The 16,285-nt window shown below is 61.7% G+C and carries 21 protein-coding genes; 12 read left to right on the plus strand and 9 right to left on the minus strand.

Going from position 1 to position 16,285, the window contains the following annotated elements:
• Window positions 1–11: 11 nt before the first annotated feature.
• The 10 genes from G3N95_RS24315 to G3N95_RS24360 all read left to right on the plus strand — a co-directional run bounded on the left by G3N95_RS24315 (window position 12) and on the right by G3N95_RS24360 (window position 9,754).
• Window positions 12–188, plus strand: coding sequence for a hypothetical protein (locus G3N95_RS24315; protein ID WP_205972620.1), 177 nt, complete (start codon window positions 12–14; stop codon window positions 186–188).
• 4 nt (window positions 189–192) lie between these two features.
• Window positions 193–2,289 carry a hypothetical protein gene (locus G3N95_RS24320; protein WP_205972621.1) on the plus strand — a complete coding sequence of 699 codons (2,097 nt, stop codon included), beginning with the start codon at window positions 193–195 and terminating at the stop codon, window positions 2,287–2,289.
• Complete coding sequence (locus G3N95_RS24325; protein WP_205972622.1) at window positions 2,286–2,696, plus strand: phage tail protein; 411 nt, start codon at window positions 2,286–2,288, stop codon at window positions 2,694–2,696. The genes G3N95_RS24320 and G3N95_RS24325 overlap by 4 nt, the downstream gene beginning before the upstream one ends.
• On the plus strand, window positions 2,693–3,391 hold the full coding sequence (locus G3N95_RS24330) for a phage minor tail protein L (protein ID WP_205972623.1): 699 nt from the start codon (window positions 2,693–2,695) through the stop codon (window positions 3,389–3,391). The genes G3N95_RS24325 and G3N95_RS24330 overlap by 4 nt, the downstream gene beginning before the upstream one ends.
• Before the next feature lie 20 nt (window positions 3,392–3,411).
• On the plus strand, window positions 3,412–4,194 hold the full coding sequence (locus G3N95_RS24335; protein ID WP_205972624.1) for a C40 family peptidase: 783 nt from the start codon (window positions 3,412–3,414) through the stop codon (window positions 4,192–4,194).
• Entirely contained in the window at window positions 4,188–4,748 is a 561-nt protein-coding gene (locus G3N95_RS24340) for a tail assembly protein (RefSeq protein WP_205972625.1), read from the plus strand. The genes G3N95_RS24335 and G3N95_RS24340 overlap by 7 nt, the downstream gene beginning before the upstream one ends.
• A complete protein-coding gene (locus G3N95_RS24345) occupies window positions 4,748–8,104 on the plus strand; it encodes a phage tail protein (RefSeq protein ID WP_205972626.1) in 3,357 nt (1,118 codons plus the stop codon). Before G3N95_RS24340 ends, G3N95_RS24345 begins: the two co-directional genes overlap by 1 nt.
• A gap of 14 nt (window positions 8,105–8,118) precedes the next feature.
• Window positions 8,119–8,922 (plus strand): phage tail protein, encoded by an 804-nt coding sequence (locus G3N95_RS24350; RefSeq protein ID WP_205972627.1) that lies wholly within the window; start codon window positions 8,119–8,121, stop codon window positions 8,920–8,922.
• Window positions 8,923–8,924: 2 nt separating this feature from the next.
• Window positions 8,925–9,170, plus strand: a complete 246-nt coding sequence (locus G3N95_RS24355; protein WP_205972628.1) for a hypothetical protein — start codon at window positions 8,925–8,927, stop codon at window positions 9,168–9,170.
• Between the two features lie 308 nt (window positions 9,171–9,478).
• Window positions 9,479–9,754, plus strand: coding sequence for a hypothetical protein (locus G3N95_RS24360; RefSeq protein WP_205972629.1), 276 nt, complete (start codon window positions 9,479–9,481; stop codon window positions 9,752–9,754).
• Window positions 9,755–9,828: 74 nt separating this feature from the next.
• Here the strand turns inward: G3N95_RS24360 and G3N95_RS24365 are convergent, their stop codons facing one another.
• Window positions 9,829–10,971: an SEC-C domain-containing protein gene (locus tag G3N95_RS24365; RefSeq protein WP_205972630.1), complete on the minus strand. Its 1,143-nt coding sequence runs from the start codon at window positions 10,969–10,971 to the stop codon at window positions 9,829–9,831.
• Between the two features lie 651 nt (window positions 10,972–11,622).
• Between G3N95_RS24365 and G3N95_RS24370 the strand changes: the two genes are divergently transcribed.
• Window positions 11,623–12,714, plus strand: coding sequence for a hypothetical protein (locus G3N95_RS24370; RefSeq protein WP_205972631.1), 1,092 nt, complete (start codon window positions 11,623–11,625; stop codon window positions 12,712–12,714).
• 449 nt (window positions 12,715–13,163) lie between these two features.
• Here G3N95_RS24370 and G3N95_RS24375 read toward each other — a convergent pair whose 3' ends face one another.
• Both G3N95_RS24375 and G3N95_RS24380 read right to left on the minus strand, forming a co-directional pair.
• Window positions 13,164–13,697, minus strand: coding sequence for a macro domain-containing protein (locus G3N95_RS24375; RefSeq protein WP_205972632.1), 534 nt, complete (start codon window positions 13,695–13,697; stop codon window positions 13,164–13,166).
• Window positions 13,694–14,257, minus strand: coding sequence for a hypothetical protein (locus G3N95_RS24380; RefSeq protein ID WP_205972633.1), 564 nt, complete (start codon window positions 14,255–14,257; stop codon window positions 13,694–13,696). Before G3N95_RS24380 ends, G3N95_RS24375 begins: the two co-directional genes overlap by 4 nt.
• Before the next feature lie 101 nt (window positions 14,258–14,358).
• On the opposite strand from G3N95_RS24380, the gene G3N95_RS24385 reads away from it, so the two are divergent.
• The gene (locus tag G3N95_RS24385; protein WP_205972634.1) at window positions 14,359–14,544 is read left to right on the plus strand and encodes a hypothetical protein; all 186 of its coding nucleotides are present in this window, start codon (window positions 14,359–14,361) and stop codon (window positions 14,542–14,544) included.
• A gap of 265 nt (window positions 14,545–14,809) precedes the next feature.
• On the opposite strand, the gene G3N95_RS24390 is transcribed toward G3N95_RS24385, so the two are convergent.
• From G3N95_RS24390 to G3N95_RS24415, 6 genes are read right to left on the minus strand one after another with little or no spacing between them, the layout of a single operon-like run.
• Entirely contained in the window at window positions 14,810–15,010 is a 201-nt protein-coding gene (locus G3N95_RS24390) for a hypothetical protein (RefSeq protein WP_205972635.1), read from the minus strand.
• A gap of 5 nt (window positions 15,011–15,015) precedes the next feature.
• Window positions 15,016–15,189: a superinfection immunity protein gene (locus G3N95_RS24395; RefSeq protein ID WP_205972636.1), complete on the minus strand. Its 174-nt coding sequence runs from the start codon at window positions 15,187–15,189 to the stop codon at window positions 15,016–15,018.
• Window positions 15,190–15,231: 42 nt separating this feature from the next.
• Complete coding sequence (locus G3N95_RS24400) at window positions 15,232–15,585, minus strand: hypothetical protein (RefSeq protein WP_205972637.1); 354 nt, start codon at window positions 15,583–15,585, stop codon at window positions 15,232–15,234.
• 39 nt (window positions 15,586–15,624) lie between these two features.
• Window positions 15,625–15,795 carry a hypothetical protein gene (locus G3N95_RS24405; RefSeq protein ID WP_205972638.1) on the minus strand — a complete coding sequence of 57 codons (171 nt, stop codon included), beginning with the start codon at window positions 15,793–15,795 and terminating at the stop codon, window positions 15,625–15,627.
• Window position 15,796: 1 nt separating this feature from the next.
• Window positions 15,797–16,042 carry a hypothetical protein gene (locus G3N95_RS24410; protein ID WP_205972639.1) on the minus strand — a complete coding sequence of 82 codons (246 nt, stop codon included), beginning with the start codon at window positions 16,040–16,042 and terminating at the stop codon, window positions 15,797–15,799.
• Window positions 16,043–16,045: 3 nt separating this feature from the next.
• Window positions 16,046–16,255 carry a hypothetical protein gene (locus G3N95_RS24415; protein ID WP_205972640.1) on the minus strand — a complete coding sequence of 70 codons (210 nt, stop codon included), beginning with the start codon at window positions 16,253–16,255 and terminating at the stop codon, window positions 16,046–16,048.
• Window positions 16,256–16,285: the final 30 nt, after the last annotated feature.

Raw genomic sequence — 16,285 nt, forward strand, 5'->3', positions numbered from 1 at the left:
CCGACCCGGTGATGCGCCTCGTCTTTGCGGTGGCCTCACACCTGCATATGACGGCCGGGGAAGTCGAAGCGCGCATGGATTCGGACGAGCTTTTCATGTGGGCGAACGTTCTCTTCGGGTGGGGCAACGTCCCCGGCGACGATGCCGAGGTGCTCTCTGTCGAGGATGAAATAGCAGCATGGAGGTAAGGCAATGGCATCCGCCGGTTCGCTGATCTTCGAACTCGCCGCAGACGTGGCACACCTTCGTCAGGACATGGCGAAGGCGAACGACACAATCACGTCATCGCTCAAGGGCATATCGAACTCTGTCGCGGGCATTGCGGCCCTTCAGGGCGCGCAGTTCGCGATGTCTTTCGCGAAGGGCTTCGCGGACAAGGTTAAGGAAGCCATCGACGAGATGGATGCGCTCGGCAAGCTGGCGCAGCGCATCGGCACCACCACCGCCGAGATCTCCGCGCTCGCCTATGCCGGTCAGTTCGCAGGCGTGGGCCTCGACGATCTGACGACCGCGTTCAAGGGCCTAAACAAGTCCCTGCTCGAATCGCGCGATCCGTTGAGCGATAGTGCTGCCGCGTTCAAGGCGCTCGGCCTGAACGCTGAAGAGTTACGCAAGATGGACCCAGGCAAGGCGTTCGAAGAGATCGCTGCCGTCTTTCCCCAGTTTGCGGACGGAGCCGAGAAGGCCGCGGTAGCGACGCAGCTTTTCGGCAAGCAGGGGCAGGCGCTGATCCCGCTGCTGAACGGCGGCAAGGACGGCATCGAGGCGATGCGTAAAGAGGCCGAGGACATGGGCCTCATTGTGTCGACCTCGACCGCCAAGGCGATGGGCGATCTGAACGACGACCTCACGCGCATCAGCAATCTCGGCAAGGGGGCAGCCGCCGTGATGGCGACCGAGATGCAGCCCGCCATTGCCGAGGTGGTCAAGATTCTCAAGGACGCCGCCACCGAGGGCACCGTGTGGAACGGCGTGCTCGAAGCGATCGTCGGCACCGCGAAGGTTGCCATGCAGGTGATCGTCGGTCTGACGGGCACCCTCTCCGCGTTCGCGAAGCTGGCCTCTGCAGTCGGCACCGCGCTCAATCAGCCGGCCTCGCTCGAAGGCATGAAGAACGCCGCGAATATCGTATCGGACGCGTGGAATCAGGCGCGCGACGATCTCACGAAGGTTCACGACGCGCAGGTGCGTATCGGCAAGTCCGCCTCCGAGTCCGAGAAAGCGACGAAGGCCGAGGCCGATGCGGTGAAGTCGATCGACTCGCGGCCCGTCCTCCAGTTCACTGCGAACCTCGATGCGAACGCGAAGGCGGCAAAGAAGGCAAAGAAGGAGGTCGACGAGTACGCGAACATGCTCCAGTCGCTGCAGGAGCAATACCGCTCCGCGCAGGCGAACGGCGACGAGATGCTCATGCTGCTCACCGATCCGAAGTTCGCCAAATTCACCGCCGAGCAGCAACGCAACCTCACCGACATCAGGCAGGCCACGCTCGATCTGACCGCGGCAAACGAAGCGGCGAAGAAGGCAGAGGAGGATTTGCAGAAGGTGCGCGACGACGCCGACAAGGCCGAGATCGCGCGTGTCGAAGGGCTGCGCACGCTGGCCGATACGACGCTCGATGCGCTCGATCCGACGCGCGAATACGTGCGCACGATGACCGACCTCGTTGCTGCGCAGCAGGCCGGGTTTCTCTCGACCGAGCAGCTTGCCGCCGCGCAGGAGGTGCAGGCGAAAAAACTGCAGGAGGCAATGGACAAGACCGATCCGATGAAGGATCAGATCAAGTCGCTGCAGCAGGCGATCGAAGGCTTCGGCAAGAATTCGAGCGACGCCCTCGTGGACTTCATGTTCAGCACCAAGGACGCGAGCGTGAGCTTTGGCGAGATGGTGACGGCAATGCTGAAAGACCTCGCCAAACTGCTCGTCTATAAAAACGTCTTTGAGCCGCTCGTCGGCAGCATCAACAGCAGCGGCTGGACGAGCGTGCTGGCGGGCGTCTTCTCCGGCAATCGCATGGCCGGTGGCCCGGTGCAGCCTGGCTCGATGTATCGCGTCAACGAGACGCCGCTGCGCGGCGAGTACTTCGTGCCGAACGCACCCGGTCGCATCACGACTGGCGACGCCAGCGGCGGCGGCACCTCGATCGTCATCAACGTCAACGCCGACTCAGGCGCGGTCACCGCCGATGGCGACGGCGCGAAGGCGATCGAACTCGCCAAACGCATCGCCCTGATCGTCAAGCAGGTCATCGCCAACGAGAAACGGACGGGAGGTCTGCTTGCATCATGATCACTTCCACCTTCGACGAATGGCTGGCGCGCTGGAAGAACCCATCGCTCAAGGCCAGCGGCCTGATCTTTGACTGGTGCGTGACGAGCGCGCAGGCGGACGTCGAGCCGCGCGTGCGCATTGCGCAGTTCGGTGATGGTTATGCCCAGCGCCGCCCCGCAGGTATTAACACGCAGGATCAGATGTGGAGCGTGTCGCTGAACAACGTCACCGAGTCGAAGGCGCAGGCCGTGCTCGACTTCCTCTCGGCGCGCAATGGCGTCGACGTGTTTAACTGGACGCCGCCGCGCACTGACGTTGCGCTCGATGTGATCTGTGCGTCATGGTCGTGGACGTATGGCGACATGCTCCTTGACGGCGCGCGCACGATGAACGTGAGCGCCAGGTTCCAGCAGGTGCATCAATGAGCACGATCCAGGGCGCGGCACAGTCGCTGAACCCCGGTGCCGAGATTGCGCTGTACGTGCTCGACCTTTCCCGCTTCGGCGCGCAGACGGTCTACATGCACGCGGGCACCAACGCGCTCGACGGCGACGTGGTGTGGCAGGGCATCACCTACCAGCGTTATCCCGTCGCCGCGACCGGTTTCGAGATGAAGGGACAAGGCCCGCTGCCGCGCCCGAAGCTGGCGGTGTCGAACGTGACCGGGATCATGTCGGCGCTGTGCCGCCTCTACGGCGATCTCGTCGGGGCGAAGGTGATCCGCAGGCGCACATTGATGCGCTACCTCGATGCCGTCAACTTCCCGGGCGGTGTGAATCCCGACGCGGACCCGAACGCGTACTTCCCTGACGACCTGTTCTTCGTCAACCAGAAGACGCATGAAGACCCGACCACGATCGAGTTCGAACTCGCGGTGGCCTTCGACGTACAAGGCGTGCAACTGCCTCGGCGCCAGATCATTCGCAACTCGTGTCCGTGGCGCTATCGCGGCGACGGCTGCGGCTATGCAGGGCCTCCCGTTGCGGACGTCAACGACAACCCGACCACCGATGCGAACAGGGACGTCTGCGGCAAGCGGCTCAAGTCCTGCAAGCTGCGCTTCGGTGATGCGGGCTGGCTTCCCTTTGGCGCGTTTCCGGGCGCGTCCGCCTACCGATAGCCGAGGTGAGGAGATACGGGATGAACACACCCACGCCCGACTTCACTGCGGTGCTGCCAATGATCCAGCTTCACGCTGACGCCGTGGCCCCGCGCGAGTGCTGCGGCCTCGTGGTGCGCAAGCCCGATGGCGCGTTGGAGTACATGCCATGCCGCAACGTCGCGCACGCCGACGACCAGTTCACGATCTGCCCCGAGGACGCGGCGCACGCCGAGGATACAGGCGTGGTCGTCGCCTATGCGCACTCGCATGTGTTCGTGCCGCCCACCCCCACCGACGCCGATCGCGCGTCGATGGCGGCGACTGGCCTGCCGTGGATCATCGTCAACCACCCGCTCGGCTCGTACACGGTCAACCAGCCGTTGCCATTTTTGGCACCGTTTGTCGGGCGCGCGTTCGTGCATGGCGTGCATGACTGCTACGGCATCGTGCGTGACTGGTATGCGGGCGAACTCGGCATCACGCTCAACGATTACCCGAGGCAGTACGGCTGGTGGGATCGCGAGGACGGCCCCGACCTCTATCGCGAGAACTTCGGGCACGAGGGTTTCGTCGTCGTGCATGAAGGCGCACTCGACGCGGCGTCGCTCGGCTCGCTACGCCCGCACGATCTGCTGCTCATGCGCATCCGCGCCAAGCGCGACAACCACATGGCGGTCTACGTGGGTGGCAACGTGATCCTCCATCACCTCGTCGACCAGCTGTCGCGCCGCGAGACATTGCAGGAGTTCTATCAGCGCCGCACCACCGCCGTTCTACGGCATCGCTCGATGCTCGACCTCAAGGAGGAGGTGCAATGCTGACCGTGCGCTTCTACGGCGATCTGCGTCGCCGCTTCGGCGGGGAATGGACACTCGCGGCACGCAGCCCGCGCGAGGCGCTGCACGCGCTGATGACACAGCTACCCGGCCTGCGCGGCTATTTCCGCAAGCACGCCACGCGCTCGTTCCTCGTGCGCGGCAAGGATCAGGACTACGACGGGCACGACCTGCACTACCCCCTCGTAACGGGCGTGCTGAAGGTGGTGCCGCTCGTTCAGGGCGCAGGCGCCTTCGGCAAGATTCTCGCGGGCGTCGTGATCGCGGCGGTCGGCGTGTTCGTGCCAGTGGTCGGCACGGCGATGATCAGCCTCGGCGCGTCGCTCGCGCTCTCCGGTATTGCGCAACTGCTCGCGCCGCGGCCGAAGGCGACGGCCACGCCCGAGAAGGCCGACAACGAGCCGTCACTCGCGTTCGATGGCGCGGTCAACACGATGGGACAAGGTGGGCCGGTGCCCCTGGGCTATGGGCGACTGCTGGTCGGCAGTGCGATCGTGAGCGTGGGCTTCTCGACCAATAACGAGATCGTGGTGAACTGATGGGTTCGCGCAACCTTGTTCCTCTCATCCCTTCCGCACCGCGCGATCTCGTGCCCGTCACTGGCGCGGGCGGCGGTGGCGGCAAGGGTGGTGGCGGCAGTTCGCGCTCGCCCGTCGAGGCACCGGATTCGCTGCGCTCGACGCAGTACGCGCGCGTCATCAACCTGATCTGCGAGGGCGAGGTCGAGGGCATCGTCGGTGATGCGATGGGCATCTATGTCGACGACACGCCGTTGCAGAACGCGGACGGCTCGTGGAACTTCGTCGGCGCAGGCATCGAGTGGCGCAACGGCGCGGCCACGCAGGCACCGATCAACGGCTTCTCCACCACCGAATCCGAATCGAGCGTGGGCGTCACGGTCACGCAGGCCGCGCCCGTGGTGCGCAGCGTGACGAACCCGAACCTGAACTCGGTGCGCGTGACGCTCGGTTTCCCGAGCCTTTCCTTTACCGATACGACGACCGGCGACGTGTCGGGCACGAGCGTGCAGCTTGCGATCGACGTCCAGAAAGACGGCGGCGGATTCCAGCAGGTCTACGTCGACACAGTCACCGGCAAGACCACGAGCCGCTACCAGCGCAGCTATCGCATCAGCCTCGCGCGCTTCGGTACGGTCGGCGGTACCTACGATATCCGCGTGCGCCGCCTCACAGACGACTCGACCACGCCGTATCTGGTCAACGCGTTCCAATGGGAGACGATGACAGAGATCGTCGAATCGAATCTGATGCACCCATACTCCGCGATCTGCGGGGTGCAGGTCGACGCATCGACGTTCCGGCAGATTCCGAAGCTGTCGTTCGATATCAGGATGCGGCGCATTCAGGTGCCGTCGAACTATGACCCGGCGACGCGCACCTATAGCGGTACGTGGGACGGCACCTTCAGGATCGCATGGAGCGATAACCCGGCATGGGTGCTCCACGACATCGCGACCACCGAACGATTCGGCCTCGGCGGCTATGTGACGCCCGAGATGATCGACAAATGGACGCTCTATACCATCGCGCAATACTGCGACGGCAGCGTTCCCGATGGCTTCGGTGGCTACGAGCCGCGCTACACGTGCAGTGTCTACCTGCAAACGCGCGAGGACGCGATCACGCTGCTCCAGCAGATTGCCGCGATCTTCAACGGCATGATCTTCTGGTCGGGCGGCATGTTGACGGTGAGCGCCGACATGCCGGGCGACCCCGTGATGGAGTACACCGCCGCGAACATCCTCGACGGCATCTTTATCTATCAGGGTACGCCGCTGAACCAGCGCCACACCGTTGCGCTCGTGACGTGGAACAACCCGGCGAACCGCTACCAGCAGGAGATCGAGTACGTCGAGGATGCCGACGCGATCATCCAGTGGGGCATGCGCGAGATCGCGGTGACGGCGCTCGGCTGCACCTCACGCGGGCAGGCGCACCGCGTGGGCCGGTGGCTGCTACTCACCGAGCAGATGCTGTCGGAGACCGTCTCGTTCAAGACGGGCATTGGCGCGGCCTTCACGCGCCCGGGCGATATCTTCTACACCGCCGACGAGACGCGCTCGGGCTATCGCACAGGCGGGCGCATCCTTGACGGGGATATCGACTGGCTCCAGCTTGACGCGCCTTTCGAGTTCAGCCCCTCAATCAATTACACGATCGGCGTGCTGCTGCCCGATGGCTCACTACAGCGCGTGGACGTGATGAACCCGGGCACGGTCTCGACCGACCAGATCGTGTTGCAGACGGCGCTGCGTATGGCACCCACGCGCATGTGCGTGTGGTCGATCAGCGCGACGAACGCGGTCAATGAGCAATGGCGTTGCATCAGCGTGGTCGAAGACGGGGACGACAACGTCGAGGTGCAGGGCGTCGCCTACCGGCCCGACAAGTTCGCGGCCATCGAGTACAACCTCACGCTCGAGTCTCTGCCGACCGGCGTCATCGATCCGTTCTCGATCGGCCCTTGCACGGAACTGAACGTCACCGAGTCGAAGTATCAGATCAGCCCGGTCGTGGTCGGCGCACGCGCGACCTTCTCGTGGCTCGCGCCGATTGGCGCGGTGCGCTATGCGGTCGCCTACCAGTTTGAGGATGACTCGCCCGTCTATGTCGACGCGTTCATGTCGAGCATCGATATCCAGCCCACGCAGGAAGGCTCATGGACCTTCACCGTGTGGGCGATCAACGCGCTCGGCATCCGCAGCTCGCCCGCGACGATCAATGTTCAACTGCTCGGCCTCAGTCAGCCGCCGGATGATGTGCGCGGCTTCCAGCTTGACATCTATAACGACGCGGCGAACCTGCAGTGGATTCAGAGCGGCTCGCTCGATGTGATCGTCGGCGGCCAGGTCGTGATCCGCTTCTCGACGCGCATGTCGACTGAAGTGTCGTGGGAGGAAGCGAACGAGATTCAACGCTTCGCGGGCGGGTCGACGAACGGTTTCGTGCCGCTGATGAAGGGCACCTACTTTGCCAAGTTCGCGAACTCGTCGGGCAAGTACTCGACGAACCCAGCGATGGTGATCAGCACCACCGGGCCGTTACGCGATTACAACCTCGTGGCGGACATGGTCCAGCAGCCGACCTTCGCGGGCGAGAAGCTATATACCGAGGTGCGTACCGGTGTGCTGTACCTCTCGCAGGACTCGCACGGCTTTGTCAAGTCGACGACCGGCGCGTATTACTTCGATCATGTGATCGACCTCGGCAAGGTATACACAGTGCGCTGCACGTCTTATGTCGAGGGCGCGGCCTATGACTTCTTCAACGATGTGGACACGTGGCCCGATTGGGATGCGGTGCTCGACGTCGACGGCACCAAGATCGACGAAGGCGGTGCGCTCGTGCTGGCGTCGCTGACGAACGTCGATCCCGCCACGGTGACCGACGACGACTGGAGTCCCTACACGCGGCTCGTCGCCGCCGATCTCACGTTCCGCGCCGCGCGCTTCATGTGCGCGCTGCATGTGAAGGACAACACGCAGGGCATCGGTATCACGACGCTCGGCGTGACTGTCGATGTACCCGATCGCATCGAGTCGCGTAACAACGTGCCGGTCGATGCGGCGGGCACCGTGATCACATTCAGCGTGCCGTTCAAGGACACGCCTGCGATCGCGATCGTCGCGCAGGGTCTGCAGACGGGCGACAAGTGGTTCATCGACCAGCAGTCGGCCTCTGGCTTTCGCATCAGGTTTCAGGATTCGACGGGCGCAGGCATCGCCAAGACGTGCGACTGGATCGCGCGCGGCTACGGCTACGAACACACCGATCTTGACGGCCTCGGCTTCGCGAGGCTCGCACGGTTCGACTCACCGCTGATCACGGCGATGCGTGAGCGTATTGGACCGAAGCGCCTGAAGGCGACCCTCTAACCAGCGAGCAAATCATGACGCAACCTTCCTCTTCGTATCAGGTGCCTGCGCATCCGTCCGGTCTGGACATGCGCACGCAACTCAACGAGATCGTGCTCTCGGTGCTCGGGGACAACTGCGGGGCGACCGAACCGCCCGAAACCTACCCGGGCATGATGTGGGGCGACACGACTGCCGTGCGTCTGAAGCGTCGAACCAACGCGAACGATGGATGGGTCGACATCGGCCCGCTCGATGACTTCCTCGCGGACGTGCGCAACTCGATCAAGGCGGCGGTGCCGAAGAACACGATCATCATGTGGTTCGGTGACGGCAACAATCCGCCGGTCGGCTACGTGAAGTGCGATGGCACCAATGGCACGCCCGATATGCGCGACACGTTTCCCTGCGGCGCGGGCGGATCGCTCGCATCAGGCGCGCGAGCCGGTGCGAACTCCCGCGTGCTCGACGCCAATAACCTGCCGGTTCACGCGCACGGCGTCTATGACCCGAGCCACGCGCATAGCGTCGCGGACGGGGGGCATGCTCACGGCGTGGGCGATCCGGGCCACGCCCACAGCATCCCAAACTACGGCTCGGTGCAGGCGGGTGCCGACAACGGCGGCGCGCAATGTCCGGTCTCGACCGGCTACAGTTCGGGACGCGGGCAGAACAACGTCAATGCGGGCGGCACCGGCATCTGGATCGGCGCGAGCGGAACCGGCATCGGCATCTACGGCGCGGGCACCGGCATCGGCATCTATAACGCCGGCGGAAGCACTGCGTTCGACAACCGGCCTGCGTGCGTGGGGCTGTGGTTCCTCATGAAGACGACCTGATCATGCGCGCGCTATCCGGCACCCTCGCGATCGCGGCGCTCGCCGCGTGCAGCACCGTCCCCTCCGATCAGATGCGGGCGGGACACAACACGACGTTCCCTCCGTTGCCCGCCTGTCTCTTCTTCTGCTTTGCGCGGGTCGACTCAACGATCGACACGACCAACTCGATCAACCGGCAGACGAAGGCCGGAAGCTCGAAGCCCGCGAGCGCAGCGCCCCCTTTGCCCGGCCCCAAGGAGCATCCGTGAGTGTTGATGCTACGAGCGGTGCAGCCGATCCAGAGTCGAACCAGTCCGGCTAAGGAGCGATCAGTGACTTGTCCAACAGCTCCAATAGCGTCGCTATCGTCGCGTCCGGCATGACCTCACTTAGCGCGCCACCGTAGATCCTGCGGCAAACGGCTCCGTATTCGAGCGTAAGATCGCTGAACTCGATCACCGCTTGCTGGGCGTTTCGCCCCGCGCGTCATGTAGCTGTCTGGGTCTGTGAATTTGATAGCGAAAGCTGCTTGCTTCCTGACCGAGGCTATAGTCAGCCGCTGCCCAATGGCCCGCATATGGCATTTTCCTTCAATCTACGTCGGAATGCTTTCATAACCTATATTTTTGCCGATCCCCGTACACTTCTGGAAGGCAAGGCACATCCCGAGTTTCTAGACAAGGTGCTTGCTGATCGAAAGTCGCTTCCCCTTAAGCAAATCGATGTTCAATTTATGCGTAACAACCGCGAGCTGCTTGCCATCTATAACGGCCACGTCGTCTACCAGTGTCACGAACGGGTATTTTGTGCGACCGAAGATGGACTCGTCCTGCCTCAAGCTAGCCGCGAATGACCCCAATGTAATTGGATGCGCCAATCGAGTGTCCATCGTCGGCATTGGATGACTGACAGCTGATGTGTAGCGTGCTAACTTGGGATGTCGGACGTATCGGGGACGGTCGAACGCTGAAAGAATGCGGTAGCGACGCGTGAAACCATGTCTTCGCTCGGGTGGGCAATTTTGGGGTGTTTGTGCTGCGTTTTCAGGTACCAGAGTGCAGCTTGTGCGGGATGTACGAATTCTTCGAGAAAGTAGTGCGTTGGATCGTTTGTGAATATCACAGCATTGGAAGGAAAATCATCTTTGTCGAAACCATGGTTTTCGCAGTCTTCGAGTGTCGCCTTTAGCTCAGCTAGCCAGCTACGATATTCGTCGTTGTCTTTAGGCGCAGGTAGATTCACGTCAACGAAAACGTAGTAGGGGATTTCCGTATCGAGCGACAGAGCGTCGTGCAATAGGCGACGCACGTCTATGAATTGTCCCGATGCCCATTCCTTTCCGCTTGCGTGGCCGTGAACTCCAAGTCGATGGCGACTTTTCGCTTCGACGGCAATGCGTAGGCCGGTCTTCGGGTCGCACGCGACGAATTCAGGGTGATCTCGGGTATTGTCCGTTTCGTCTTCGAATTCAATCTCAAATCCTGCTGCGATAAAGCTGGCCGTTACACAAAGTTCGTACAGTGCGCCTTGAAATTGATCGCGCGATTTTAAACGCGCGAGAATCCTTTTGGACAGGCTGGCATTGTTGCGAATTGTGAATAGATCATATGACATGCGGAGCCAAGTTCCTTTGGCTCCTATTGGTGCGAAACCTTCAGGCTTTTGGGGCCGTTGCGGGTCTTGGTTGTGACGATCGATAACGTCGAGCCAGTTGACGAGTTGGTGTCGGTCTTCTACTGGCTTCTCTCGTTCGGCTTCGATCCAATCGAAGCCGATTGTCGAAATGGCAAGACGGTCGATGAAGTCAGGGAAGCCACCAGCTTCGATCATGTGGATCTCGTTTCCGACGGCAAAGGCGTGCCCATTGTTGAATGGCGTGTGAACGGGTATGCGTCCGGTGCCGTGGCGTTCCTTGAAGTCCGCAAGCTTCATTTGCTGAAGGTTAAAAAATTCTCGAACTTGCCTGAATTGCTCTTGCGAGGGCGAGTCTGCTATGAGGGCATGGCAATTCTTGTACTTCCGCCCACTGCCGCACGCACAGCGAAGCTTTGCGTCGGATTTGTTTGTCATCTCGTTCATCCTGGTTGGGGCATTGCATAGAACGTACGAGTGTGTTTGTAACAGATTGCCAAAGAATCGCGTACCAGGATTTCGTCTCTTTCCTATTGATTCGGCGAAGGAACGGGCGGCAGACACTCCGCGCAGTTGCGCGGCCCCGAAAGGGGTTGCAAAGTTCGATTCGCACCGACTCAGTTACGGCCGGAAACACGACTATCGCGATACGAAGGCCTATCGCAATAACGACGTTTTCAGGCGCGTCCGTAGGGGCGCGCCCCTCTCGAACGAGCGGGCGGCAACGAATGACTGTACATGGACGCCACGGGCGTTTGCCGACCCTCAGCCGACAGTCGCACCTTCAGCGGTTCACGGCCGGTATCGGATGTCGAGCAGTCGTCGCAACTGCGCGCAATCTGCAAGCGCTTGTCGAAACTAGAGCGGTACGGCGGTACCCGTCCATAGAGCTTCCCTCCTCACACCGGCCGCGTTGGACCCGTTTGGAGAGTTTGTAGTTGGCAAAACACAAGCACTACGGCTGAAACTTGTGCGACTCTCATCTGTTCGAAAGATTTCAAAAGGCTGGCCGCGATAGGTAACATAGCGAATCGGAAAATAACGAGATGGGCAGCGCTCGCTGCTCGACCACATCGCGAATCGGGAATTATGGAACTCACGGGAAAGCAAGTCTGGCAGCATGCCGGAGGCGAGCCGCGGCGAAACTACGTCAGCATATGCCTAGAATGGGGCGTCATTCTAAATGGCCCGGGGTCTGCGGGTCGGTTGCCGGAGGCTGCCAAGACGCTGCGGGAGGACGGCTGGTCTGCACGGAAGATCACCGACTTGAAGCGATTCAGCGAAATAATGCGCCCTGGCGATATTGTCGTGCTTCGTATCGGCACCAACCAGGTGTATGGGGTGGGCGAAGTCGTCGGTTCGTACGAGTGGCACGACGAGTTCGGCGACATTGACGGATGGGATCTGCAGCATGTTCGTCGCGTAAAGTGGCTTTGGAAGGCGACGACGGGGCCGAAGCGCTTTGACACCTATGCAATGAAACAGGGCGATACCACTCAATTGCTTAACGAGGGTCCTGTGATGGATTGGCTTAACACGCTCACCCCTTCAGCCGACGCCATAAACGCACTACTGCCCGAATTGCCACAGCAAGGCGAGAGATCGATTTCGCTATCGGCGATATCTGCTTATTTGTTTGATCATGGCGTCGCCAGTTCGTCGATCACAAATCTCATGGGCGAAATCGGTGAACTTACTCGGATTGCGGAATGGTACACGCGGACCAAAAAACCGTCGGAACATGAGACCGTGGCATATCTGGTCGTGCCTTTGCTGCGAGCTCTGGGATGGACGCCACAGCGAATGGCGGTCGAATGGAACTTCGTGGATATAGCACTTTTCGAACGTCTGCCTCGCCAAGATGAGAATCTTTGTGCGGTTGTGGAAGCGAAAAAAATGGAGGACTCTTGTCTAACTGCGATGTCGCAGGCGTTGGGATACGCGAAGTCGCGATCCGCATGCCATCGGCTGATCGTGACCGATGGACTGCGTTACGGCGTGTACACGCGCCCGGACGGGGAAGAATTCAAGCTCTATGCGTACTTTAACCTCACTCGACTTCGAACGGACTACCCAGCCTATCGAAGCAAGGGTGCATGTGAGGCTATGCTTGCACTAGCTCCTGAATGGCGTCCAGGCGCAGAAATCAGACCTGTTGAATCGGCCGAGGAGTTTGCTTGATGAGGGGTTGGCGGGGACGGTTGATGCTGCCTTGATATGGTCGCTCTTGTATTGCACTGCGCCTCCGAAGTTGGCGCCCGCAAACTCGACGCTCCGGAGATTGGCTCCAGACGAGTCTCCCAGCCCTGCTGCTAGTTTTCCCACTCTCGTTATCTGGCCACGCGAGCCAGCGGGGGTGAAGTCGTCCGCTGAATGACCGCTCCGCCAACTCGCAACCGACGTTCGTATCGCGAGACTAACTCGCAAACGAACGTCGCTTCTTGGGCCGCATTTGGCCGTCCGCCGAACTATTTTGCTTCAGTGTAGGCTCCGTCACTCGGTCTGGCAGCTCTGCTAGCCCTTCCGCGAAAAGCACCGTCATGAATTGTTAGCGTCGGTATGCGAGCTGCGGACCGGCACACATGCCGACCACAACCAGTCCAACGAAAAGCGCAGTCACGCATCGCTGATCATTGATGCGACTCGGCGGGCACGAGGCCCATTTGCTCGTCCCAAGCGCGGCGCATTTGACGCGCGCTCTCCTGCGGGACCATCCGGCCCGTCAGCGTCGCGAGGCCCGGGCAGATCACCACCTGCAGATTCGAGTGCCGCACCGCGCGCAGCACCGCGCGGAACGCGAGATAGGCGTTCTCGGTGTGCGCCACGTTGCTCGGCACCATCATCGTCGGCGCGGCGATCATGAGTGGAATCTCCCGATAGCCGGTCCAGACGATCATCGCCTCACCGACCGCCAGCAGTTTCGTCGGCAGCCTCGCGATCAGGTCTTGCAGTTCGCGCTCGATCTGCGGGCCGAATCGATAGCGATAGACGGCATCGATGCCGCGGTCCATCCAGCCGTGCGAGTTCGCGGGCGACACGATCGCATCGGCGGGCGCGCCGTCAAACACGTCTGCGCACTTGACGTCGATCGCAGGGATACCGGCGAAGGCGGTGACGACTGCCTCCGTTACCTGCGGGTTCAGGTCGCGGAAGCGCAGCTTCATTGCATGGCCTGCTTGGCGAGCACGACGTCAGCGAGCGCGGCGAACTGCGCCGCGAGCATCTCAGTCTCGGCGCGCGCGTAGTCATAGGTCCGATACTCGGCGGGCGTGCGAAAGACCTGCGCGGCCTGCTCGGGGTCAGTCTGATACGCCTGAATGGTCATTGGGTCGAGCGGCTTGAAGTCCCACTGATGCCCGCACATGAAGCCGTAGAACCACAGGCCGGGATAGTTATCGCCCACCACGCCTGTGTTCCAGATGCCGCCGTGGACGTCGATCACGACCGAGAGTGGCAGCGCGATATCGGCTTCAAGTGTGCGTGGCACCACGCCACGCAGGTCTGCTGCGGCCACGCGCGTGCTGTTCAGTTCGCGTCCCGCGACCGAGGTCGGGACGATGATCAGCACATCGCGGCGCTGGCCGTGGAGCGCGTGCGACTTCGGCACGCCCGCATAGCCGTTCCAAACGCCGTTGTGATCGCGGCGCATCACGCAGACGAGTTCGGACGCCTCGAAAGTATCTGCATCCGGTTCGTTATCCCAGGGGTGTGCAACATTCGACATGAAAACGCCCTCCTGAAGGTGTCCTGCAAAGTTTAGGATAGTAGCGAGGCACTGATAAGCACCGCGCCTCACGATCACAGTTCTAACCAATGGAGTGCAACATGAAAGTCGTGATCATGAACGAAGGTGAGAACCCGATCCGGGTGATCGTCGACGGCGACAACGTCGACGACTCGACGCTACAACCGGGCGAGGACGCTGCGCTGGAATCCCGGCAGGAAGGCGTGATCGAGCTACGCGAACTCGGCGGGCTGCAGGCAGAGCGCTCCGGCGAGGCGGCAACCTGAATCACGCGGGCGAAAAAAAGCCCGCCGTCGAGAGGCGGGCGGCGACAAGTGCCTATGAGTGTCCGCGCGTCGAGGGCCTTGCCTTGCGACGGACGAGTCAATTCTAGCCCGCACAACGGGCCGGCACAACGCGGGCGCGGTGGTTGCAATGACTACGGCGCGCCGGCGGCACGTGCGCCCTGATTCCGGCCTCGCCGCGCATTTTCGAATGACGAGCAAAAGCCCGCTCGGGGCGGGCTTGGAGTTCGGGTCTTGGCGGAGGCCCCTACGGAAGGACAATTTCCACGAGCGTGTGCGCGGGCATGTCCTCGACCGTCACGTTGTCGGGTTTTCCTAACTGGTACGTCTTGATCTCAACCCGGCCTGCGGGCCTGCCGATGGGCGTCACGCTGACGACCACATGGCGGCTGATTCCGGCGCGCAACAGCACGTCCCCGGGCTTGAGGTCTTGCGCTTCTTTCGTCATGTCGGTTACTCCTTAAACGCCCAGATCATCGCGATACCCCATCCGACGAAGGTCCAGCCGAACAGGATACTGCAGACGCCGATCGCGGTCGCATTGCGATGCTTGCGGCGGACAGCAACGAGGCCGGGGAGGAAATACAGAACAACGAACGTGATCAGGATCAGGGTGCCAATGGTCATGGCGTTTCTCCATGCGGCCCGCTTGATGCCGGCCAGCGATGTTTAAAGATAGTGGTGTGGCAACACAAGGCGGCGCACAAAGCTGCGATATGTTTTGGTCAGGCTGGCGCGCTGCTCGTCGCCCGGATTCCCGACGAAGGCATCGAGGTCCGCGTCCAGCTTGTCCATGAACGCTTCGTGCTTCGCGTTTAGCACCTTGCGGTGTTCGTCGTCCGCGATCACCTGCCGCGAAAGCAGGAGGTCGACCCACCCGGCGCGCAGAATGTCGCGCTCCGTTTCGCTCGCGGCCACATACCCGCCGAGAAGCTCGCGCGCTTCGGCCTCACGCTTGCGGCGCGCCGCCTCGAAGATGAAGCCCGCGTCGTCCGTTACCCATTCGATCGTGTTCGCGTCCATTTCCATGTCCTCGTTACCTGTCAGAAAAAATCAGTTCACTTACTCGGGCCGTACCACACCCACCGGCCCCGGCTCAAGCATCATGTCCAGTCGGTCGGCAATCTGGTGCGCATTCGCCTCGCTTTCAAACCACACCGTCATGTAGAAGGTGCCGTCGCGCCGCCAAAGCTCAAACGCCTGCACCTCGGCGCGCGGTTCAAAATCGTCCATCTCAGTCCTCATCCCCAAAGCTCAGATCGTCGGCAAGCCAGAAACGCAGCGCGTCGCCTTGCGCCCGATACTCCGTGACCGGCTTGCCCGTCCTTACGTTCGTGCCCACCTTGCCGCTTGCAACGTAGTGCTCGCCTGCGTGATGCACCGCGTACACCGTGCCGTCGCTGCGGCGCTCGATCCCGATCGGAATCGCGCCCTTGCTGCGCCCGTTGGTATCGGTGATCCTGATCGTTACCGTTTCCATCCCTCACTCCGTCTCAATGCGATAGAGGCCGTAGGGCATCGTGTACCGCGTGTCGACCGCCCCGTTTCCGTCCTCGGTGTACACCACCAGCCAAGCCTTGTTCCCCGGGGCAACGGGCATGGCGCTGACCGCCTCCTGCACCGCTGCGTGATCCGTCTCACCGTACCCGTACCGGGTCTCGCCACCGTCGCGAAGTTTCGCCACGTAGTTCATCGTTTGCTCCTTGCTTCGTTCGGCCGGGCC

Origin of the sequence: Paraburkholderia sp. Tr-20389 (genome assembly GCF_017104565.1) — a bacterium.
GTDB lineage: Bacteria > Pseudomonadota > Gammaproteobacteria > Burkholderiales > Burkholderiaceae > Paraburkholderia.